Source organism: Roseibium denhamense (assembly GCF_009711415.1).
Taxonomy (GTDB): domain Bacteria; phylum Pseudomonadota; class Alphaproteobacteria; order Rhizobiales; family Stappiaceae; genus Roseibium; species Roseibium denhamense.
In genome coordinates this window covers 75,884-97,692 of sequence record NZ_SMLZ01000111.1, presented here as the reverse complement: position 1 = coordinate 97,692, position 21,809 = coordinate 75,884, and the positions used below count along the sequence as shown (strand labels likewise).

The 21,809-nt window shown below is 56.1% G+C and carries 17 protein-coding genes, 1 pseudogene and 1 riboswitch; of the genes and pseudogenes, 17 read left to right on the top strand and 1 reads right to left on the bottom strand.

The window, feature by feature from the left end; translation table 11 throughout:
* The first annotated feature begins 14 nt into the window (after nt 1-14).
* The 13 genes from ybgC (at nt 15) to serA (ending at nt 14,928) form a co-directional block, all read left to right on the top strand.
* Nucleotides 15-479 carry a tol-pal system-associated acyl-CoA thioesterase gene (gene ybgC, locus E1180_RS14755; RefSeq protein WP_283404421.1) on the top strand — a complete coding sequence of 155 codons (465 nt, stop codon included), beginning with the start codon at nt 15-17 and terminating at the stop codon, nt 477-479.
* A 286-nt stretch (nt 480-765) separates the two neighbouring features.
* A complete protein-coding gene (gene tolQ / locus E1180_RS14750; RefSeq protein ID WP_155191982.1) occupies nt 766-1,446 on the top strand; it encodes a protein TolQ in 681 nt (226 codons plus the stop codon).
* Nucleotides 1,447-1,449: 3 nt separating this feature from the next.
* Nucleotides 1,450-1,902: a protein TolR gene (tolR, locus tag E1180_RS14745; protein ID WP_155191981.1), complete on the top strand. Its 453-nt coding sequence runs from the start codon at nt 1,450-1,452 to the stop codon at nt 1,900-1,902.
* Between the two features lie 6 nt (nt 1,903-1,908).
* A complete protein-coding gene (locus tag E1180_RS14740) occupies nt 1,909-2,820 on the top strand; it encodes a cell envelope biogenesis protein TolA (RefSeq protein ID WP_155191980.1) in 912 nt (303 codons plus the stop codon).
* A 42-nt stretch (nt 2,821-2,862) separates the two neighbouring features.
* On the top strand, nt 2,863-4,212 hold the full coding sequence (gene tolB, locus E1180_RS14735) for a Tol-Pal system beta propeller repeat protein TolB (protein WP_155191979.1): 1,350 nt from the start codon (nt 2,863-2,865) through the stop codon (nt 4,210-4,212).
* 126 nt (nt 4,213-4,338) lie between these two features.
* Nucleotides 4,339-4,824: a peptidoglycan-associated lipoprotein Pal gene (gene pal, locus E1180_RS14730; protein WP_208997159.1), complete on the top strand. Its 486-nt coding sequence runs from the start codon at nt 4,339-4,341 to the stop codon at nt 4,822-4,824.
* Nucleotides 4,825-5,013: 189 nt separating this feature from the next.
* Nucleotides 5,014-5,955 carry a tol-pal system protein YbgF gene (ybgF, locus tag E1180_RS14725; RefSeq protein ID WP_208997158.1) on the top strand — a complete coding sequence of 314 codons (942 nt, stop codon included), beginning with the start codon at nt 5,014-5,016 and terminating at the stop codon, nt 5,953-5,955.
* Nucleotides 5,939-7,294 carry a tRNA lysidine(34) synthetase TilS gene (tilS, locus tag E1180_RS14720; RefSeq protein ID WP_196220605.1) on the top strand — a complete coding sequence of 452 codons (1,356 nt, stop codon included), beginning with the start codon at nt 5,939-5,941 and terminating at the stop codon, nt 7,292-7,294. Before ybgF ends, tilS begins: the two co-directional genes overlap by 17 nt.
* 177 nt (nt 7,295-7,471) lie before the next feature.
* A complete protein-coding gene (gene ftsH, locus E1180_RS14715; RefSeq protein ID WP_155191977.1) occupies nt 7,472-9,388 on the top strand; it encodes an ATP-dependent zinc metalloprotease FtsH in 1,917 nt (638 codons plus the stop codon).
* A 177-nt stretch (nt 9,389-9,565) separates the two neighbouring features.
* Nucleotides 9,566-10,909, top strand: coding sequence for a phosphoglucosamine mutase (gene glmM / locus E1180_RS14710; protein ID WP_155191976.1), 1,344 nt, complete (start codon nt 9,566-9,568; stop codon nt 10,907-10,909).
* Between the two features lie 213 nt (nt 10,910-11,122).
* On the top strand, nt 11,123-11,941 hold the full coding sequence (locus E1180_RS14705; protein WP_155191975.1) for an outer membrane protein: 819 nt from the start codon (nt 11,123-11,125) through the stop codon (nt 11,939-11,941).
* Between the two features lie 147 nt (nt 11,942-12,088).
* On the top strand, nt 12,089-13,267 hold the full coding sequence (locus E1180_RS14700) for a phosphoserine transaminase (protein ID WP_155191974.1): 1,179 nt from the start codon (nt 12,089-12,091) through the stop codon (nt 13,265-13,267).
* Between the two features lie 74 nt (nt 13,268-13,341).
* On the top strand, nt 13,342-14,928 hold the full coding sequence (gene serA, locus E1180_RS14695; RefSeq protein ID WP_155191973.1) for a phosphoglycerate dehydrogenase: 1,587 nt from the start codon (nt 13,342-13,344) through the stop codon (nt 14,926-14,928).
* Nucleotides 14,929-14,958: 30 nt separating this feature from the next.
* Here serA and E1180_RS14690 read toward each other — a convergent pair whose 3' ends face one another.
* Nucleotides 14,959-15,858, bottom strand: a complete 900-nt coding sequence (locus tag E1180_RS14690; RefSeq protein ID WP_155191972.1) for a DMT family transporter — start codon at nt 15,856-15,858, stop codon at nt 14,959-14,961.
* A 421-nt stretch (nt 15,859-16,279) separates the two neighbouring features.
* On the opposite strand from E1180_RS14690, the pseudogene E1180_RS14685 reads away from it, so the two are divergent.
* The 4 genes and pseudogenes from E1180_RS14685 to E1180_RS14670 all read left to right on the top strand — a co-directional run bounded on the left by E1180_RS14685 (nt 16,280) and on the right by E1180_RS14670 (nt 21,721).
* Nucleotides 16,280-17,573 (top strand): annotated as a pseudogene (locus E1180_RS14685) (adenylosuccinate synthase).
* Nucleotides 17,574-17,829: 256 nt separating this feature from the next.
* Nucleotides 17,830-19,593, top strand: a complete 1,764-nt coding sequence (locus E1180_RS14680) for a hypothetical protein (protein ID WP_155191971.1) — start codon at nt 17,830-17,832, stop codon at nt 19,591-19,593.
* 155 nt (nt 19,594-19,748) lie between these two features.
* A riboswitch (TPP riboswitch) is annotated at nt 19,749-19,856 on the top strand.
* A 148-nt stretch (nt 19,857-20,004) separates the two neighbouring features.
* Nucleotides 20,005-20,760 (top strand): ABC transporter permease, encoded by a 756-nt coding sequence (locus E1180_RS14675; protein ID WP_155191970.1) that lies wholly within the window; start codon nt 20,005-20,007, stop codon nt 20,758-20,760.
* Between the two features lie 22 nt (nt 20,761-20,782).
* A complete protein-coding gene (locus E1180_RS14670) occupies nt 20,783-21,721 on the top strand; it encodes an ABC transporter substrate-binding protein (RefSeq protein ID WP_155191969.1) in 939 nt (312 codons plus the stop codon).
* The last annotated feature ends 88 nt before the right edge of the window (nt 21,722-21,809 follow it).

The following is a 21,809-nucleotide window of genomic DNA, read 5'->3' as shown; positions in this document are numbered from 1 at the left end:
TTGGAGATGACACCGTGACCGATTGGCCAGATCTAGCAGGGCGGCTTGAAGATGGCGGACACGTGCTTCCGGTCAGGGTCTATTATGAAGATACCGATTTCACCGGCATCGTGTACCACGGAGCTTATGTCCGTTTTTTTGAACGGGCGCGTTCAGACTTTCTCCGGCTGGTCGGTATCCATCACGCAGAATTGGCGAATGGGGTAAACGGAGTGGCTTTGGCGTTTGCCGTCAAATCCATGTCACTTGATTTCCAGAAACCGGCGCGCATTGATGACGTACTGGAAGTCCACACGAGCCTGGCCGAGTTTAAAGGTGCGCGTATTCGTTTGGACCAGTTGATTTATCGAGAAGGGCAGCTCCTCGTTTCAGCCGCCGTCACCGTTGCAGTCATAAACACCGATGGAAAACCCTCGCGTTTGCCTGCACAGTTGGCCGAGAAGCTATTGGCTCAACGTCCGGTAAATCAGGATCAATAATGCCGACCAAATCAAGGCCGGTGACATTGCCGACAGCAGCTCAAAACGAAAATTTGTTCAAAAACGTCGGCGGATCTTAATCCTGCGGTAACCATAATAGATTCCTCTAAGAACCGTAAAGAAAGCGCGGACCAAGTCCCAGTTTTGACAAAATCAAACGTCAGAGAGGCGTCCTGTTCCAAACGCCCCTGGACATGATTTCTGGCGGAAATGGTTGATTGAATTCCGCGATCTTGAAGCCGGCCCGGTCACGAGACCGACTGAACACAATAGGAAGCATATTTCGATGGCGCCGCATGAAGGCTTTTCACTTATTGATCTGTTTTGGCAAGCGCATATCGTCGTCCAACTTGTCATGATCGGTCTGATTTTGTCATCGGTATGGTGCTGGGCGATCATCGTCGACAAGGTCTTGCTGATCGGCCGCACACAACGCCAGATGAACCGGTTTGAGACCGTTTTCTGGTCTGGGCAATCGCTGGAGGAACTTTATGGCACGCTCCACAACCGGGTAAATCACTCCATGGCGGCGCTCTTTGTGGCGGCGATGCGCGAGTGGAAACGCAGTCACGAGGGGTCCCGGCCCGCCATTGCCAGCTTGCAGCAGCGCATAGACCGCGTGATGGACGTTACTATCCAGCGGGAGTCTGAACGCCTTGAAAGCCGATTGCTGATTTTGGCAACTGTTGGGTCTGCCGCGCCCTTTATCGGTCTTTTTGGAACCGTTTGGGGCATCATGACTGCCTTCCAGGCAATTGCCACGTCCGAGAGCACGAACCTTGCCGTCGTGGCGCCCGGTATTGCTGAGGCCTTGTTTGCCACGGCCCTCGGTCTTCTGGCGGCTATCCCGGCTGTTATTGCCTTCAACAAGTTCAACTCCGACGTTGGCAAAGCTGTTGCCCGGATGGAAGGCTTTGCCGATGAGTTTTCGGCAATCCTGTCCCGTCAGATCGACGAGAGGGGCTAAGCGATGGCCATGCAGGTCGGAAGTGGCGGAGCGGGCGGAGGTCGCCGGGGCCGCCGAAGACGCCGTTCAGCCCCAATAAGTGAGATCAACGTGACGCCATTTGTGGACGTCATGCTTGTTCTCCTCATCATTTTCATGGTTGCTGCACCATTGCTCACGGTAGGCGTGCCGATCGATTTGCCTGAAACAGCAGCCAAGCCGCTTGAGGGTGATAATGAGCCAATCACAATTTCGGTGAATTCGTCTGGCGAAATCTTCATTCAGGACACGCCGATCCTTCTGGACGAGGTGGTCCCCAAACTCGAAGCCATTGCCGCCAATGGCTATGAAGAGCGTATCTACGTACGCGGCGATCAAGATGCCGACTACGGCACAGTTATGAAACTGATGGGGCGGATTAACGCGGCCGGCTTTAAACGGCTCGGCCTGGTCACTCTGGAAGAACGGGACTCGTAAAGCGTCATGCGCGCCGGTCTCATCGCGTCTTTGGCCGGTCATACGGCGATATTGGTCTGGGGCTTGGTCTCATTTCCGGACGCGGAGAGCTTTTCGGTGCCGCAGGTGGAAACTCTGCCGGTGGATCTGATACCTGTTGAAGAATTTACCCAGCTCCGTCTTGGCGAACGTAACGCCGAAATCCGGGACGTTGCGGCCTTAAATCCCAGCGAGACACCTGAGGAAACACCACCGCAGCCCGCCGACCGCCCAGGCGACAGCCAGGTCCAGCAGCCAACACCTTCGCCCGCACCCGCACCTCCGCCACCTGCCGCGGAGCCGGAGCCGCAGCCGGTTGCCGAACCAGAGCCAGCGCCGGCCCCTGTTCCTGTCGCTGAGCCTGAACCTGCCCCGGAGCCGCAGCAAGAGGCAGCGCCCGCCCCGCAGCCGATTGTGACAAGTGTAGCCCCGCGATCAAAACCAACACCGCCGCGGCGCGCACCCGAGCGCGAAACCGAAGAAGTCGTTGACCAGGTGGCTGCGCTCTTGAACAAGGTTGAGCCTGCTGCTGCGGCCGGGCAATCGTCCCAGGATCCGGCATCACTCGGGTCACGCCAAGGGGCCCAGAACATCCGCATGACGCAATCGGAACTTGATGCCTTGAGAGGGCAGGTGGCGCAATGCTGGAGCCCTCCGGTCGGTGCGGTTGGCGCCGAGGAACTCAAAGTTCGTGTGCGCTTCAATCTATCTCAATCCGGTGATGTGTCGGGAAGTCCGGAAGTCTTGAATTCAAATGGCAACCCGGCATTCCGGGCGGCCGCAAGCAGCGCAGTTCGTGCGATAATGCGGTGTCAGCCTTATTCTCTTCCTGTTGCGAAGTATGAAACCTGGCAGGAAGTGATTATCAATTTTGATCCAAGGGAAATGCTTGGAGGATAGTCCGGAGACGGACGTCACCTTAATCAAGGGAGCTGAGTGCTCATGCGCGGAAATTTGAAAAAGCTTTCGGTTCTTGCAACCCGGATCGCGGTCTTGGCAATTGCTGCAGGCGTGTTCTCGGGCCTGCTGGGACCTGAGCCCGCGAAGGCTCTCGTTGAGATCGATATTACGCAAGGCAATATCGAGCCGCTTCCGATAGCATTGCCGCCATTTTCCGCCGAAGGGGGCGACAGCCGCCTGGCGTCGGACATGACAGCGGTCATTGCGGCCAATCTCAGACGGTCAGGCTTGTTCAACCCGCTTGATCCGGCGAGTTACATTCAGAAGAACATGAGCGTCAACTCAACGCCGCGCTTCGGCGACTGGCGGACAATCAGCGCCCAGGCACTGGTCACTGGAACAGTCATTCAGCAGCCGGATGGTCGTTTACGGGCGGAGTTCCGGCTTTGGGATGTCTTTGCCGCCGATCAGATGCTCGGACAGCAATTCTACACAACCCCGGAAAACTGGCGCCGTCTTGCTCATATCATCTCGGATGCGATCTACGAGCGGCTGACAGGCGAAAAAGGATACTTCGATACCCGTATCGTTTTTGTCGATGAAACCGGGCCTAAGGACAAACGCGTCAAACGGCTTGCCATCATGGATCAGGATGGGGCGAATATCCGCTATCTGACACGGGGAGATGATCTGGTTCTGACACCGCGCTTTTCGCCGACCAGCCAGGAAATCACCTATATGTCCTACGGTGGGACGGACCCGAGCGTTTATCTCCTGAACATCGAGACCGGACAGCGTGAGATTGTGGGCAACTTTCCCGGCATGACCTTTGCCCCGAGATTCTCACCGGATGGCCAGAGCGTGGTGATGAGCCTCCAACAGGGCGGCAATGCCAATATCTTCAAGATGGATCTCCGTTCCCGGCAAACCACCCGTCTCACCAACACGGCTGCGATTGATACCAGCCCGTCCTTTTCACCCGATGGCCGCCGGATCGTTTTTGAATCTGATCGTGGCGGGACGCAACAACTTTATGTGATGGGTGCGAATGGCGGTGGTGCCGAGCGGATTTCCTTCGGGCCCGGCCGGTATTCGACACCTGTATGGTCCCCGCGCGGTGACCTCATTGCTTTCACCAAACAGCATCAGGGCCGGTTCATGATTGGTGTGATGCGGCCAGACGGCAAGGGCGAGCGCATCTTGACCGAAGGGTATCATAACGAGGGGCCCGCATGGTCACCAAATGGCCGTGTTTTGGTGTTCTTCCGCGATACACCTGGAGCGAATGGCGGGCCGCAGGTTTGGACGGTTGATCTCACAGGATACAACGAGCTGCGGCTGGAAACGCCAGCCTTCGCGTCGGACCCGTCATGGTCGCCACTGATCGATTGAGCAAGGCGTGTTAAGCTTTTGCTAACCATGTTTGCAAAGGCCGTTTTAACCAGCTTTGTCTAGAAAGCATTTACCCTAACGCCGGGCATCCGGAAGGACTTTGCAGGCTGGGGATAGGAGACTGGAATGTTAATGAAACAAAATGCCATCCATGGCGCGCGCTGGATTGCAGTCTGCTTCGCGGTTTTGTTCGCAGCTGCATGTGCGCAAACCAAACCGGATGGCCTGTCGAGCAACGTAACGCCGGGTACAGGTCAGGACTTTGTCGTCAATGTCGGCGACCGTGTTTTCTTTGAAGAAGACCAGTCCGTTTTGAATGCGCAGGGCCAGGCAACTCTTGCCAATCAGGCGAAGTGGCTGAACCGCTACTCCCAATACACAATCACTGTAGAGGGTCATGCGGACGAGCGTGGCACCCGCCAATACAACATTGCGCTGGGCGCACGCCGCGCTCAGGCCGCACGCGATTACCTTGTTGGCCAGGGCGTTTCGGCGTCCAGGATCCGGACTATTTCCTATGGTAAGGAGCGTCCGGTCGCCGTGTGTAATGACAATAGCTGCTGGTCCCAGAACCGCCGGGCCGTCACGGTGTTGAACAACGCCACGAACTGATCGCCCGATAATCACTGAGACTTCGGTTGCGGCCGGGCATGGTGCCCCGGCCGCAATGCGTTTGACCTGCAGTGTTGCAGAGCCATTTTTCGGTCGCACCGTCAAAATTTAGCCGAACTCCAAGCGCTCTTTGCCTTGAGAGATGCGCCGGGCATGGTAAAGACATCATGCAAGAAACCGGAGGAATGAATGCGTTACCTCAATGGAATGGCCTGCTTGCTGCTGACGCTGGCGTTTGTCGCCACGTCGTCACCCTCGAATGCGCAATTGTTCGGCAGGCGCAATGATGATTCAGCTGTCCGCGTTGCTCAGCTGGAAGAACAGATCCGTGTCCTGACAGGGCAGATTGAACAACTGTCCTTCCAGTTGCGCGAAATGCAGGATCAAATGCGGCGCATGCAGGAAGACAATGAATACAGGTTCCAGCAGCTCGAGGGCGGCGCGCCGGGTGACCGGTCTGACGCGGGCCCGGGCGCAACGCCCGGATTGAGCCCGGATGGGACGCCGCGGTCTGGCAATCTTGTTGCACCCGGCGGTGATTTGGCGACACTTCCTGCAGGTGGCTCCGGTGACGGCGACTGGTCGGCGTCAGGCGGCTATCAGGAAGGCGGCAATTTGCCGACGGATGGGCCAATCGACCTTTCAGCGCTGGCAAGCGGCCTCGAAAATGTGCCAGGGACGTCGGCGGTGCCTGACCCGAACCTGAGTACCGACGATGACGCCCTTGCCGGGATTCTCGGAACAGGTGATCCGCGGACGGATTACGATCAAGCCTACTCGTTTGCGGTCAATGGCGACTATCAGGCAGCTGAAACGGGTTTCAGATCTTTTCTTGAGGCTTATCCCGGTGATGCGCTCGTTCCCAACGCTCAGTACTGGCTCGGCGAGAGCCTGCTTGCTCAGCAAAATTACCGCGAAGCCGCCGATGCATTTTTGAAGACCTACAAGGATTACCCGGGAAATCCCAAAGGTCCGGATAGTCTTTTGAAACTCGGCGTGTCCTTGCGCGGTCTGGGTGAGACCGATGTTGCATGTGCGACCTTTTCTGAACTCTTGAACAAATTTCCAAATGCCGCGCCTGCTGTGTTGTCCCAAGCGCGGGATGAGCGCAGCCGTGCCCAATGTTCCTAATGATCCGGCACCTTTGAGTCTGGTCGACTGCGACCGACTGTTTTCTCCATTAGATTCATTTTCAAACGTTGCTCTTGCCGTCTCGGGCGGGGTCGATTCTGTTGCACTGCTGGTTCTTTTCAACGAATGGCGCCATCGCACGGGCTGGGCAGGGCGAGCAGCCGTCTACACAGTCGATCATGGTCTTAGAGCGGGAAGCGCCGCAGATGCGGACTTTGTCGCCAAGCTCTGCCGGGACCTCGGCATCAAGTGTCGAAGCTTGTCCTGGCAGCCCACGTTACCGCTCGCAAACGTTCAGCAGGAGGCCCGCCTTGCCCGGTACCGGCTGTTTGCCGATGCCGCTGTTTCGGACGGTGCCGAGTGCATTGTGCTGGCACATCACAGAGACGATCAGGTTGAAACTTTTTTGGATCGGCTTGGGAGGGGAAGCGGCGTCTATGGTCTGGCCGGGATGGCATTGGACGAGCCAAACGGTCCCGAGGGTCTGAGGTTGATCCGTCCGTTCCTGATGATCCCAAAATCCGCACTTGACGCCTCCATGCGCAAGCGATCACAGGCCTGGCGGGAGGATCCAACAAATTCAAGTGCTGTTTACAAGAGAAACCGTCTTCGAAAGATTCTGGAGTTGCTGTCCGCGGAAGGGGTCGATGCTGCGCGGATCTTGAGCACGGCAACGCATATGCGCCGGACCCGCCAAGCTCTAGATCACTTTTTGGTGCGCTTCCTAACTGAACACGTTCACGAACACGATGCCGGACCCGTCAAACTGGAAAGAGGCGCTTACACTGCGCAGCCCGAAGAACTCAGACTGCGGTTCTTGGCCCACATTATCACAAGGGTTACTGGACGGCCTGCCAATCCACAGCTTGTGAAGCTGCAAAACTTGGATGCGTGTCTAAAAAACAATCCTGTTTGCCAGACAACACTTGCCGGCTGTGTGTTTTCGATCAAGGCGGATGCCCTCTTCATTTGGCGCGAAATGGGGCGGACGCCGCCGGCGGTTCTTTGTCCCGCCGCGCATGAGGGGGTCTGGGATTGCAGGTACTCATATACTATTGCGGAGGGCGCGTCCGGGCTTGGCGGAAAGATTGCGATTGGCCCATATGCGAGCTCTCCGGCAAACTCCAGCGACCTCAGCTGGCCACATGGGTGGCCAAAAAGCGCCTTTGCATCCGCACCTGTGGTCTGGACGCAGGGGGACGATCAGCTTTTGAGTTATCCTTCGGCCGTTCTGCCGGTGAAAGCCGGTTCGCAGGTTGAAGGCATACTCTTAGAGCGGCTGAAGTCCATGTGCCCAAGCGGGAGTAACCATGTGGATGAAGAGGACGAACCGGCATAACTGCGAAGTTTTCTTGCGGCGCATCATCTGATAAGGGTCTTGGCTTAACAAAATAGTTAGCGCGCATGCGCAACTATGGCGCACCGCCTTGGCAGAGCGGCTTGGGCGACCTATCTTCGCTCATAACGAAATTTGACCGCGCGCAAGTAAGCCGCGTTGGGCGGTTAAGGAAACGAAATGAACGCACATTTTCGAAATTTTGCTCTCTGGGTCATAATCGCTCTTCTGCTGATCGCATTGTTCCAGCTGTTTCAGAGCCCCACCCAGCAGGGTACGACAAGTGAGATATCCTTCTCAGACTTCATGGATCAGGTTGACCGGGGTGATGTACGAACCGTGACGATCCAGGAGCAGAAGATCACCGGTCAGTCGTCGACGGGAACGTTCCAGACATATGCGCCAGATGGCGCCGAGTACGTCGATGAGCTCCGGAACAAAGGCGTTTCGATTAATGCGCGGCCACCGTCCGAAAGTTCGCCGCTGCTGGGCGCTCTCTTCTCATGGCTTCCGATGCTGATCATCTTGGGTATCTGGATTTTTGTGATGCGCCAGATGCAGGGGTCCGGCGGCAAGGCGATGGGCTTTGGTAAATCGAAAGCCAAGTTGCTGACGGAAGCGCACGGACGTGTAACCTTTGAAGACGTTGCCGGTATCGATGAGGCGAAGGAAGACCTCCAGGAGATCGTTGAATTTCTGCGTGATCCTCAAAAATTCCAGCGCCTCGGCGGGCGTATTCCGCGTGGTGTCTTGCTCGTTGGTCCTCCGGGAACCGGTAAAACGCTCACGGCGCGTGCTGTTGCCGGTGAAGCAAATGTTCCGTTCTTCACCATTTCTGGCTCTGACTTTGTTGAAATGTTTGTGGGCGTTGGCGCAAGTCGGGTCCGGGACATGTTCGAACAAGCCAAGAAAAATGCGCCTTGCATCATTTTCATCGACGAAATCGATGCAGTCGGACGGCACCGCGGTGCTGGACTTGGCGGGGGGAATGACGAGCGCGAGCAGACGTTGAACCAGCTTCTTGTCGAGATGGATGGTTTCGAGCCGAACGAAGGGATCATCATCATTGCAGCAACCAACCGCCCTGACGTTCTGGATCCGGCATTGTTGCGCCCGGGCCGTTTTGACCGTCAGATTGTCGTTCCAAATCCGGATGTCACTGGCCGTGAAAAGATCCTGAAAGTGCACATGCGCAAAGTTCCGTTGGCACCTGATGTCGATGTCCGGACACTTGCGCGCGGCACACCGGGCTTCTCAGGCGCCGATCTGATGAACCTGGTCAACGAAGCCGCCCTGTTGGCTGCCCGCCGGTCCAAGCGTCTCGTGACTATGTCTGAATTTGAAGATGCAAAAGACAAGGTCATGATGGGCGCCGAACGCCGCACGCTCGTCATGACGGAAGAAGAAAAGAAGCTGACGGCTTATCACGAAGCCGGGCACGCCCTAGTCGCACTTCACCAGGAAGCTTCCGATCCTATCCACAAAGCTACAATCATCCCGCGTGGCCGTGCCCTCGGAATGGTGATGCGTCTTCCGGAAAAGGATCAGGTGTCGCTAACACGTGCGAAGTGTAAGGCTGATCTGGCTGTTGCCATGGGTGGGCGCGTCGCGGAAGAAATGATCTTCGGTTATGAGAAGGTGACGTCCGGGGCCTCTGGCGACATTCAAATGGCGACCAAGCTGGCCCGTGCCATGGCAACCCAATTCGGGATGTCCGACAAACTCGGCCCGCTTCTTTACGGTGAAAACCAGGAAGAGGTCTTCCTTGGCCATTCCGTTGCGAAAAATCAGCATGTTGCTGATGAAACGCAAAAGATCGTCGACGCTGAAATAAAATCCTTCGTCAATCAGGGCTACGAGACTGCAAAGAAAATCCTGGGTGACCACGAAGATCAGCTTCACACCATCGCCAAGGGGCTTCTCGAGTATGAGACTCTGTCCGGCGATGAGATCAAGGACCTTCTGGACGGCAAGCCGCCTGTGCGAGACACTGACGACGACCAGCCGGTCGGACGCGCCTCGGCTGTTCCGAAAGCGGGTGTGAAGCGCGGTGGCGATGAGCCGACCGGGGGCATGGAGCCCCAGCCGCAGGGTTGATTGACCCGGACAAAATGAAAGCAAGGCCCGGCTATTTCAGCCGGGCCTTTTTTCTGTCATGAAGTTCAGATGCAAAGCGTTATGGGATCGTAACATTCGATCACACTTTTTGACTAAAGTTCCGCGGCATTTGCTTTAGAAGAAGACGCAAACGCGAGACAGCATACAGGCATTGAAATGCGAAAGTTTTTTGGAACCGATGGAATCCGTGGCCAGGCCAACACTCACCCGATGACGGCGGATATGGCGTTGAAAGTCGGAATGGCGGCCGGTTTGGTCTTCAAGAACGGCGGACATCGGCACCGGGTGGTTATTGGCAAGGATACGCGCCTTTCCGGCTATATGATCGAGTACGCACTCGTTGCAGGCTTCACCTCCGTTGGCATGGACGTTTTGCTTCTTGGGCCAATGCCAACACCGGCTGTGGCAATGCTGACCCGTTCCCTGCGCGCCGACGTCGGTGTCATGATCTCCGCCTCGCATAATCCGTTCCAGGACAACGGGATCAAGTTTTTCGGCCCTGACGGGTTCAAGTTGAGCGATGCCATCGAAGAGCGGATTGAAACCCTGGTCGAACAGGACATGTCCGCCAAACTGGCTGGTGTGCGGGATATTGGCCGGGCCCGCAGAATTGACGGGGCACAGCAGCGCTACGTTGAGTTTGCCAAACGGACCTTGCCGCGGGAAATGAGCCTGGAAGGCCTGCGGGTGGTGATCGACTGCGCAAACGGCGCCGCCTACAAGGTCGCGCCGGAAGCGCTGTGGGAGCTCGGTGCAGAAGTCATCTCCATCGGTGTTTCTCCAGATGGGTTCAACATCAATCAGGACTGTGGATCGACCTCCACCGATACTTTGTCGAAAAAGGTCCGGGAGCTGCGGGCAGACATCGGGATTGCGCTGGATGGTGATGCCGACCGGGTCATCATAGTTGATGAAAATGGCACCGTTGTTGACGGCGATCAGCTCATGGCCGTGGTCGCGCAGTCCTGGCAAGCCAGCAATCGTTTGTCGTCTCCTGGTATTGTTGCGACGGTCATGTCCAACCTGGGCCTTGAGCGGTATCTCAATGGGCTTGGACTTGCCTTGGAGCGAACCAAGGTTGGCGACAGGTACGTTGTCGAACACATGCGCGCAAAGGGGTTTAATGTCGGCGGCGAGCAGTCAGGCCATATTGTTCTGTCCGACTTCATAACCACTGGTGATGGTCTGATTGCCGCGTTGCAGGTTCTCGCCTGTATCAAGGATCAGGACCGGCCAGTCTCAGAGGTTTGCCGCCGTTTTGAACCGGTTCCCCAGATCCTGAAGAATGTACGCTACAAGGGCGGGCGGCCGTTGGAAGCAGAAACTGTTAAGTCGGCTATAACCGATGGCGAGGCGCGCCTTGGAAATGCTGGCCGTCTCGTGATCCGTGCATCCGGCACGGAACCGCTTATTCGGGTCATGGCCGAAGGGGACGATGCAGACCTTGTCAAACAGGTTGTCAACGATATTGCAGGTGTTGTCGCCTCGACTGCAGCCTAAGTCATCGAAAATTTCCAAGACTTGTGAGCGGCCACCTTAACGGGTGGCCGTTTGACTTTAAGTCAGCATCAAATCTTAGGGTTCTGTTAACCTAAAAAAACACGGTTAAAGAACAGAGTTAAGTCACCCTTAATCTATTCCGGTCAGTATTCATCCGAGTTTGACGTGTCCGTTGATTAGAAACACGGACGCTGATCGGAAGAGGATAAGGACATGGACAAGTTTCTGAAGCGACTGTCTTTGACCGGATTTGCAATAGCAGTGTCCACCGCGGGTTATGCTGCCGATTTGCCGACCCCGGTTATAGAACACATTCCGGAAGTGCCGGCGGCTGCGGGTGGTTGGTATTTGCGGGGGGATATCGCCTATAAAGTCTACGGTGACCCAAGTGGCAGCTTCAACGACGGCCTGATCGGTGATCTGCGGTTTGAGCGCGAATCGATCGACAATGCCTGGATGATTGGCGTTGGTGTTGGCTACAAGTTCACGGACTATCTGCGGACTGATGTTACTCTTGACTATGAAACGCCGGCGGCGGTGAAAGGTTACGCGGTCTGTGGCGCATGTACCGGCGGCTTCTCGGAAGAGGGAACGGATATCGACGTCTGGACCGTTATGTTGAACGGCTACATTGACATCGGGACCTGGCACCGGATCACGCCTTATGTGGGTGCTGGTATCGGTGCAGCCTATGTGCGCACAGACAACACCTATTCCATTAATCCAGGGTCCACGGGCCGCTCCGAATACGACGGTGAGAACAGCGAATGGAACTTCGCCTGGGCTCTGATGGCCGGTGCGTCTTATGCCGTTACAGACAACTGGGCAATTGACGCTGGATACCGTTACAAGGATCTGGGTGAAGCCAAAACAGTTGTTTTGAACGATGTGGGCACCGGAGGATCACGGATTAAGTGGGAAGACCTCACGGCTCACGAGTTCCGCCTTGGTGCGCGATACACGTTTGACACGGCTCCGTCGGCCGGCCCCGTTTACTACAATCCGCAGACGCCGATCAGCAGCAACTTCTGATCACCGCGCTCCTCTTGAAAAGGCCGGTCTTTGGACCGGCCTTTTTTTGTGCCGATTTGATTTGCCCTTTGGTCAGTTTCAACGTAACTCAATAGGTGGGCCACCCCTCCCCAACGAGGGGCAACTATCTGTGAGGGTAGACTCAAAATGAGCACACCGATTGCAAGACCGGACGTTCGTCCGGCAAACCCCAATTTTTCGTCCGGACCTTGTTCAAAACGCCCTGGCTGGTCTTTGGCAGGTCTTTCGGATGCGCCTCTTGGCCGATCCCACCGCGCCAAACCCGGTAAGGCGAAGCTTGCTGAAGCGATTGAACTTACGCGCAAGGTTCTTCAGGTTCCGGGCGACTACCGTATCGGCATTGTGCCGGCATCCGATACCGGCGCGGTCGAGATGGCGATGTGGTCGCTACTTGGCGCCCGCGGTGTCGATATGCTCGCCTGGGAGAGCTTTGGCTCCGGCTGGGTGACTGACGTTGTCAAGCAGTTGAAGCTGGAAAATGCCAGAGTTCTGGAAGCGCCCTATGGCGCGTTGCCGGATCTAACATCCGTTAACTTCGACAATGATGTGGTCTTTACATGGAACGGCACGACATCCGGAGTGCGGGTGCCGAATGCGGATTGGATACCGTCTGACAGAGGCGGGCTGACCATATGCGACGCCACATCGGCTGCTTTCGCGCAACATCTCGACTTTGCAAAACTCGATGTTGTTACCTTCTCGTGGCAGAAGGTCTTGGGCGGGGAAGGCGCGCACGGTGTCCTGATCTTAAGCCCGCGCGCTGTTGAACGGCTGGAGTCCTACGTCCCAGCCTGGCCGCTTCCCAAGATTTTCCGGCTCACGAAGGGCGGAAAACTCATTGAGGGAATCTTCCGCGGAGAGACAATCAACACACCGTCTATGCTGTGTGTCGAAGACTATCTGGACGCTGTGAAGTGGGCTGACAGTTTGGGTGGTCTCAATGCCTTGACGGGCCGTGCGGATAAGAATCTGCAGGTGCTGGGCGATTGGGTAGATGCCTCCAGCTGGGTCGATTTTTTGGCTCAAGATCCAGCCACGCGCTCCAACACGTCTGTTTGTTTGAAGGTCGTCGATCCAGAGATCGTCAAACTGCCGGACGACCAGCAAGCAGCGCTTTCCAAAGCCCTTGTCGCCGCATTGGATGCGGAAGGCATAGCCTATGACATCGGTGCCTACCGGGATGCTCCTTCGGGGCTGCGGGTCTGGACAGGAGCAACGATCGAAAGCTCGGACGTCAAGGCCCTAACGGCTTGGCTGGATTGGGCCTTCCAGACGGAAAAAGCCCGGCTGCTTGAGGCTGCCTAAGCCTGTTCTCCGAACACGATTCTTTATCGGGCGGTTCGACGCCCGATCCCTTATCGCTTCGAAGGAGAAAGAAAATGGCTCCTAAAGTACTTATTTCAGACAAGTTGTCGCCTGCTGCCGTTCAGATTTTTAAAGACCGGGGCGTGGACGTGGATTTCCTGCCCGAGGTGGGCAAGGACAAGCAGAAACTTCTCGAGATCATTGGCGGCTATGATGGTTTGGCCATCCGGTCAGCCACAAAGGTGACAGAGAAGATCATTACAGCTGCCGACCGGCTCAAGGTAATCGGCCGTGCCGGTATCGGCGTGGACAATGTCGATATCACCAAAGCGACCGCCCGGGGCATCATTGTGATGAATACCCCGTTTGGAAACGCAATTACGACGGCAGAACACGCAATTTCCATGCTCATGGCTGTTGCACGGCAGATCCCGGCGGCTGATGCGTCGACACAAGCTGGCAAGTGGGAAAAGGCCCGCTTCATGGGCCGCGAAATCACCGGCAAAACCCTCGGCTTGGTTGGATGTGGAAACATCGGCTCCATCGTGGCGGCCCGAGCGATCGGGCTAAAGATGAAGGTGCTTGCCTACGATCCCTTTCTGACGCCGGAGCGTGCCATTGCGCTTGGGGTCGAGAAGGTTGAGCTTGACGGTCTACTCAACCGGTCCGACTTCGTGACGCTTCACACGCCTTTGACCGAGAAAACCCGAAACATCATCGATGCGGATGCGATTGCAAAAATGCGCGACGGCGCGTTTCTGATCAATTGTGCCCGCGGTGGGCTGGCAGATGAAGGAGCAGTTCGGACAGCGCTTGACAGCGGCAAACTGGCGGGGGCTGCTTTCGATGTTTTCGTTTCCGAACCAGCAACCGAAAATGTTCTGTTTGGCGCTCCGAATTTTGTCTCAACCCCGCATCTTGGCGCCTCGACATCTGAGGCGCAGGAGAATGTGGCGCTGCAGGTCGCTGAGCAGATGTGCGACTACTTGCTTGACGGTGCTGTGCGAAACGCCCTGAACATGCCTTCAATTTCGGCGGAAGAAGCCCCGAAACTTGCGCCTTTTGTCCGCCTTGCGGAGCAATTAGGGTCATTTGCAGGCCAGTTAACCGAAACCGGTATTGAGGGTATCCGCGTCGAGTACGCAGGTGCTGTGTCTGAAATGAACACACAGGCACTGACCTCGGCAGCGCTTACGGGATTGCTCACTCCGCTGCTTCAAACTGTAAACATGGTATCGGCGCCGATTCTCGCCAAGGAGCGGGGGATCAAGGTGGAGGAAATCCGCCGGGAAAAACAAGGCGCTTATGAGACCTATATCAGGCTTACCGTGCTAACGGAGCGCCAGGAAAGATCCGTGGCCGGAACCGTTTTCGCAGATGGCAAGCCGCGGATCATCCAGGTGAAAGGCATAAACATGGAAGCCGAGTTGGGCGCTCATATGCTTTACATCACGAATGAAGACAAACCAGGCTTCATAGGCCATCTCGGGACAGAGTTGGGTACGAATAGCGTCAATATCGCGACCTTTAACCTCGGTCGCACAGGACCGGGCGAAGATGCGATTTGCCTGGTTGAAGTTGACGGGGCCGTCCCGAAAGACGTGTTGGCACGCCTTGAATCCGTGTCACATGTCAAACAAGTGAAGTCGCTCAGGTTTTGAGCGTTCGGCAGCGCCGGTCAGGCGCTGCCACTATCGTTGCGGTTCCGCGGATCTTTTTGGAAAAATTCTGCCATCCAGCACAGCCAACCCAACCAGAAGCACTGCAAATCCAGCAATCTGCACCGTGCTTAGCTGCTCGCCGAGCAACATCCAGCCCAGAAAAAGTGCGCTTGCCGGGACCAATAAGGTCACGAGCGACGCATTCGTGGCCCCAGCTTCTGCAAGCAAGCGAAAATAGATCAGGTAAGCGATTGCCGTTGCGAGAAGTCCAAGCGCCAATACATTCAGCCAGGTCAGAGCGCTGGGCTCGCTGATTGACCACCCGCTGCCTGCAAACACTGCAACAGGCAACATGATCAAGGTTGAGCCGGTCAGCTGACCGGTCGCAGAGACTGTCGGCGGCAGATGGCTGAACCGTTTGGCAAAGGTTGCACCGCAGGCATAGGAAATGGCGGCACCTACACAGCAAAGCTGTGCCCAGACCGGATCGTTGGCCAGTCCGGTCAAGCTACCGGAGAGCATCATACCGACACTCGCGATGCCTAATACGACACCAATTATCTTGTTAAGCTGAGGCTGTTCCTGGTTTGTCAGGAAACTCGCCACAATAACCGTGAAAATCGGCGTCGTGGCATTCAGGATTGATGCAAGTCCCGCTCCAATTCCCGTCTGGCCCAGAAAGAGAAGAGAGAAGGGGATCGCATTGTTCATTAAACCCATCATGAAAAATGCGGGCAGTAGTTTCGGTGTGAAATGCTTGGAAAGCCCCCGCCACCAGACGACACACCACAAGGCGGTGCAAGCGATCGAAACCCTGAAGAACACCAGAATGAATGGGGGAATTTCCGCGACTGCTATCTTTGCAAACAGAAAGGAGCCGCCCCAAATCGCACCGAGGACAACAAGAAGAAACCAATTTCGCAGCGACATGATCAGGGCCCTTAAAAATGAACTTCGCTTGCCCGGCACTAGAGCAATGCCCATTCCGGTAGAACCGCGCCGGTTCTACCGGAATGGGAAAAATGCTCGTCTTTTGAGTGTGTTAGAGCATCTTTTTCCGAACTGATTGATCGCTCGGCGATTCAATCTGACCGGGAGCTGCTCTAGCATGGAGGTTTTTAGGGGGCTACCCGATTTGCGAGCGAGTTATGGGATCCCTAAGCCGCGCATCCATGAACTTGGGCAGTACACAGTGAAAATGTCCGGCTGGCTTCATTAATTTGCCGCCCCGGACTCGCAAGACACACTATTCATGGCTATAGTCCGCGCCGTTTGCCCCGGCTGGTGTCCGGGGCTTGTTGTGTTTGCACCAATCTGGTGCGGAAGCTGCTTCCAGGAGAGCGAGTTTTAAATGGCGAATGTGGTTGTTGTCGGTTCGCAATGGGGTGACGAAGGCAAAGGCAAAATTGTCGACTGGTTGTCGGAACAGGCCGATGTCATCGTAAGGTTCCAAGGTGGGCACAACGCAGGCCACACGCTGGTGATCGACGGGGTCAGCTACAAACTATCGTTGCTGCCGTCCGGTGTCGCGCGCCAAGGCAAGCTTTCCATCATTGGCAACGGGGTTGTGCTGGATCCCCATGCCCTTGCGGACGAAGTTGAACGGCTCTCAGGCCAAGGCGTTGTTGTAACGCCGGAAAATCTACGTGTTGCAGAAAATGCCACGTTGATCCTTTCGCTTCACCGCGAGCTGGATGCGCTTCGTGAAAACTCCAATACCGGAACACGGATCGGGACCACGAAGCGGGGCATTGGACCGGCCTATGAAGACAAGGTGGGGCGCCGGGCAATCCGGCTGATGGATCTGAAAAACCTGACCACGCTTCCGGCAAAAATTCGACCGTCTGCTGACCCATCACAACGCGCTTCGCCGTGGCCTTGGCCAGGATGAGATTTCGGCTCAAGCGATCTATGACGAGCTGTCCAGCATCGCCGATAAAGTACTGCCTTACATGGACAAGGTCTGGTACCTGCTTGATTCCATGCGCCGTGAGGGCAAACGCATCCTGTTTGAAGGTGCGCAAGGGGCGCTTCTCGACATCGACCATGGGACCTATCCGTTCGTTACGTCCTCGAATACGGTCGCTGGACAAGCGGCCACTGGCTGCGGCCTCGGGCCAGGGTCGATCGATTACGTTCTCGGGATCACGAAAGCCTATACGACACGCGTGGGTGAGGGTCCTTTCCCGACTGAACAAGAGAACGAAGTGGGCGAGTTCCTTGGAACGCGCGGTCATGAATTCGGCACTGTAACCGGGCGCCGCCGCCGTTGCGGCTGGTTCGATGCCGTCCTTGTCCGGCAAACCGTGTGTACATCCGGTATCAACGGGATTGCATTGACAAAACTGGATGTGCTCGACGGTCTTGATGAAATCAAGATCTGCGTTGGCTATGAGCTCGATGGTGAGACGATTGATTACCTTCCGGCCTCACAGGGGGCACAGGAACGGGTAAAGCCGATCTATGAGACGATGGAAGGCTGGAAAGAATCCACTGAAGGCGCGCGCACGTGGGCCGATCTGCCCGCTCAGGCGATCAAATACGTCCGGCATATTGAGGAGCTGATTGGCGCTCCGGTTGCGATTTTGTCGACCAGCCCTGAACGTGATGACACAATTCTTGTGCAGAATCCCTTCCAAGATTGAGATCGCCGCAGGAAACAGCCCATTATCAAAGGGAGTTGGGCGCGGACCGAATCAGTCCGCGCTCCCATTGTCGTTTTTGATTTGAAGAGGGCTTGGCATACACAACCAGTCACACCAAAATTACTCTTGGCTGGTCTTGCAATCGGCAGTTTTTCAAGAAACGAGTACCGTTCTCTGAAAACTTGCTATAAGCCTGACGTGGATTTCCTATTCAGGCATTGCAGCAAAATACAGATGTGGGCCGGTAGGCGGGAAGATGGCTGATTACTATTCGATTCTAAAGAAAACGATTGCGTCTTTGCCTGAAAGCAATGGGGCAGCCCGGCGCAGCGTGTACAGCCGTGCGCGCAATGCCATTGTAAATCAGCTCAAAGCCTATGAGCCGCCTCTTTCACCGTCCGAGATTACCGCAGAACAATTGCGGCTCGAAGAAGCAATCCGGAAAGTTGAAGCGGAAGCTGCGCGGGAAAGTCTTGGTCTTGGCCCGGCTCCCTCTGCCAGCAAACCGGGGGCAGTTGCGCCAACTGTCGAGCCGCCTGCGCCAGCGCCTCAACCCGCCGTTTCTTCCCAACCCGTCGAACCACCGAGCCCCTCCTACAGCCAGCCCGTGGATACTACGGTAGCTAAACCGGGTTCAGATGCCGCTGGTGCAAGTCAGCCGGGTCATGCACCGCTCAAAGAGGAGCTCGCTGAGGCAGAAACGCTCGGCGGCGCAGCCTCAGAAGCTGTTCAGCAGACCCGTGAGGCCGTCGAAACCCCAGGCCAGCCTCAAGCGGACCAGCAAGACTATGCGCAGCGGCAGGAACCGGTGTTCAATCCGGCCCAGGCGGACGATCAATCGATTTTCGAAGATCGCGGACCCGAGGATGCTGCGGGCCCAAGTGCATCGCATTTCGAGCAGAATCCGGACAGTGACGTTGCAGCGCCGGGTGCGCGCGACAAACGTGATCGAAAGAGTGCATCAGAGGCACTGAAGCCGAAAGGTCTTTCCGGCAACACAGTTCTGGTTGGTGTTGCCGCGGCTGTTCTCTTGCTGCTGGTTGGGGCTGGTGCCTACTTTTTCCTTTCTGCAGAACCGTCTGATCCTGCCGTGAGCGCGGTCGGTGTTGAGCCGTCTCCAGTGGAAGAAGATACGCAGCCCGTTGCTGCCGCGGAGCCTCAGGCTGCCGAACCGGATACCGACCCCGCCGATGACGCATCAGATCCGTCCAAAAACACGGACCGCCTTTTGAACGATTCAGAGGATGGGGTTGTTGCGCCAGATGCACGCAGTGTGACCACGACTTTGATTACACCGCCGAGTGAAGACGCACAGCCCGCGCAACCGTCCATCGTGACCAATGTTGAAAGCACGCCTGCGCCGGTAACTCCAGAGCCGGTTCCCGGCGTTGATGATCCTGGAGCGTCTGCGCCGGAAGAAACGCCTTTGGCGGCGGTCGCGCCGGATGCAGTGCCTGCGGAACCTGAAAGTAATGGCGGCGCCCAAAGGTCGATCCTTTATGAAGAAGGGGAAGACTCCGGCGGTGCTGGAACGGCTGCACAAGGAGCGGTGGTCTGGAACCTTGACGAGGAAACCGGTCTCAATGGTCAGTCTCAAGCCGTTCTGAATGCGTCGGTTGAGATCCCGGAACGCGACGTCAAAGTCGATATCCGGATCAAGCCGAATGACGATACATCTTTGCCGGCAAGTCATCTGGTTGAAATTAAATACGAATTGCCCGACAGTTTTGCTGCCGGCGATATCGTCAACGTGCCCGGTCTGGTGATGAAGCCCACTGAGGAGGCCCGCGGGGACGCTCTGATCGGTGCTTCTGTAAAGGTATCGCCCGGATATTTCTGGATTGCGCTCTCCAGCTTGCCGAATGAGCAGGAACGCAATCTTGCCTTGCTTCGGGAGCGCGGGTGGATCGATATTCCGATGCTTTATGAGAACGGCAAACGCGGCATCCTCACCCTGGAGAAAGGCAGTATCGGTGCAGATGCTGTCGAACGAGCAATCACGGCGTGGAATGCAGGCTAGTGTGGTTTCCGGCATTGAAATTCGTTCCCGAAGTTGCCGGAAAAGCTAGACGAGTTTCAGTTGCATCACACCAGCCCGTCTTTGCAGCCAGTGTAACGCGCGCGCATTTGTGTGAGTGCGGACTTGCCTTTTAAAATTAGCCGGTGCAATGTCCGACCCGGTCCGAGGGGTGTTCCGGAATTCCGGAACTGAGATGGCGGCAAGCCGAACCCTTAGAACCTGATCCGGGTCATGCCGGCGAAGGGACGGAAACCTTTAGCCACTCCCGGATCTCCAGTGTCTTGTTCGGTCTGACCGATCACGGGAGATCCCTGTTTTGAAAAGAAAATATCCGCGCGCCACCGCGCGTTCATACCGGCCATTGTGCAATGCCGATTACGTGCATTTTTTCCATGCAGGGATCTGCGCGACATGACCGGCTTTCTCCGATCAGTCTTTGAGACTTGCGCCATTATTATTGGCCTCGTCTTCGTGTGGCACGTCTTGGTGAAGGTGTCTGGGGTGGAGCCCTATATGGTGCCCGGTCCGATTGCGGTTGGAGAAACGCTCTGGGGACGGGCCGGTTTTCTTCTCTATCACGCAAGCATCACCGCATATGAAACACTGCTCGGGCTTTTCTTTGGGGTAACTTTCGGTGCCATTCTTGCCGTTTCGCTTTGGCTGTTCCCAATGGCGCGCAAGGTTACACTGCCGGTTCTTCTCGTTACCCAGTCGCTTCCTGTGTTTGCGATCGCGCCTGTACTGGTTCTCTGGTTCGGCTTTGGCCTTGCATCCAAGATCATCATGGCGACCTTGGTCATTTTCTTCGCAATAACGTCGACATTTTACGATGGGCTCCGGCGCCTCGATCCCGGCTTGTCAGAACTTTCCAGGCTCTACCGGCTGTCGCGGTTTCAGGAATTCCGCCTGCTCCGTCTACCGTCTGCGATGCCTGCATTTGCGTCCGGAATCCGGATCGCAGCTGCGTTCGCCCCGATTGGAGCGATTGTCGGCGAGTGGGTCGGGGCAAAGGGTGGCCTTGCCTTCATTCTCTTGCAATTCAATGCCCGCGCGCAGACCGATGTGGTTTTTGCAGCGCTTATCCTGCTTGCGACGATGGTTCTGGTCCTCAGATACGTCGCCGATTACGCCACCCGTTTCCTGGCCCCCTGGCAGACGGAAGACTGATCTGCCGAACTTTGGAGGAAGTATGAAAAAGACACTGATCTCGGCTGTATTGGCCCTCAGCGTTTTGTCTGCACCGGCACAAGCAGCTGAAAAACTCACGGTGCTTTTGGATTGGTTCATTAATCCGGATCACGCCCCGCTCACTACGGCTCAGGCCAAGGGGTTCTTTGCAGCAGAAGGCCTTGAGGTTGAGATTATAGAGCCCGCGGACCCGTCAATGCCTCCGAAGCTGGTTGCTGCTGGTCAAGGTGATATTGCGATTTCCTACCAGCCCACTCTGCATGCGCAGATCAACGAGGGGCTTCCGCTGAAGCGCATCGGCACCTTGGTGGAAACCCCACTGAATTCCTTGATCGTTTTGAAAGATGGGCCAATACAGGAACTGAGCGATCTGAAAGGGAAGACAATCGGGTTCTCTGTGTCCGGATTTGAAGATGCGATGCTGGGACAGATGCTTCGCTCGGTTGACCTGACCATCGATGATGTCGAGCTGATCAATGTGAACTTTTCGCTGTCTCCCGCATTGTTGTCCGGCCAAGTGGATGCGGTCATCGGGGCCTACCGGAACTTCGGACTGACCCAGTTGGAAATCGAAGGGAAGCCGGGTAAGGCGTTCTTTCCGGAAGAAAACGGCGTTCCTGTCTTTGATGAGCTGATTTATGTGGTCAACAAGGACAAGACAGACGATCCACGGTTTGAAAAATTCATGGCAGCAATTGAAGCCGCCACGATCTATCTGACCAACCATCCTGAAGAATCGTGGAATGCGTTCATAGAGACCTATCCGCATTTGAATGATGAACTCAATCGCCGGGCTTGGACGGATACCCTTCCACGATTTGCGAAGCGCCCGTCTGCACTAGACGAGGGCCGTTATCAGAGGTTCGCTGAGTTCATGGCAGAGGCGGGTCTGATTGACGCTGTTGTCCCGGTAGACACCTACGCGGTGGAAATTCGTTAAACCTGAGATGCGGGCGGCGCCACGATGTCTGGCGCCGCTACAAAATCCAGAAAACAGCGCAGCCAATCAAACACCAGTTTGAATGGCT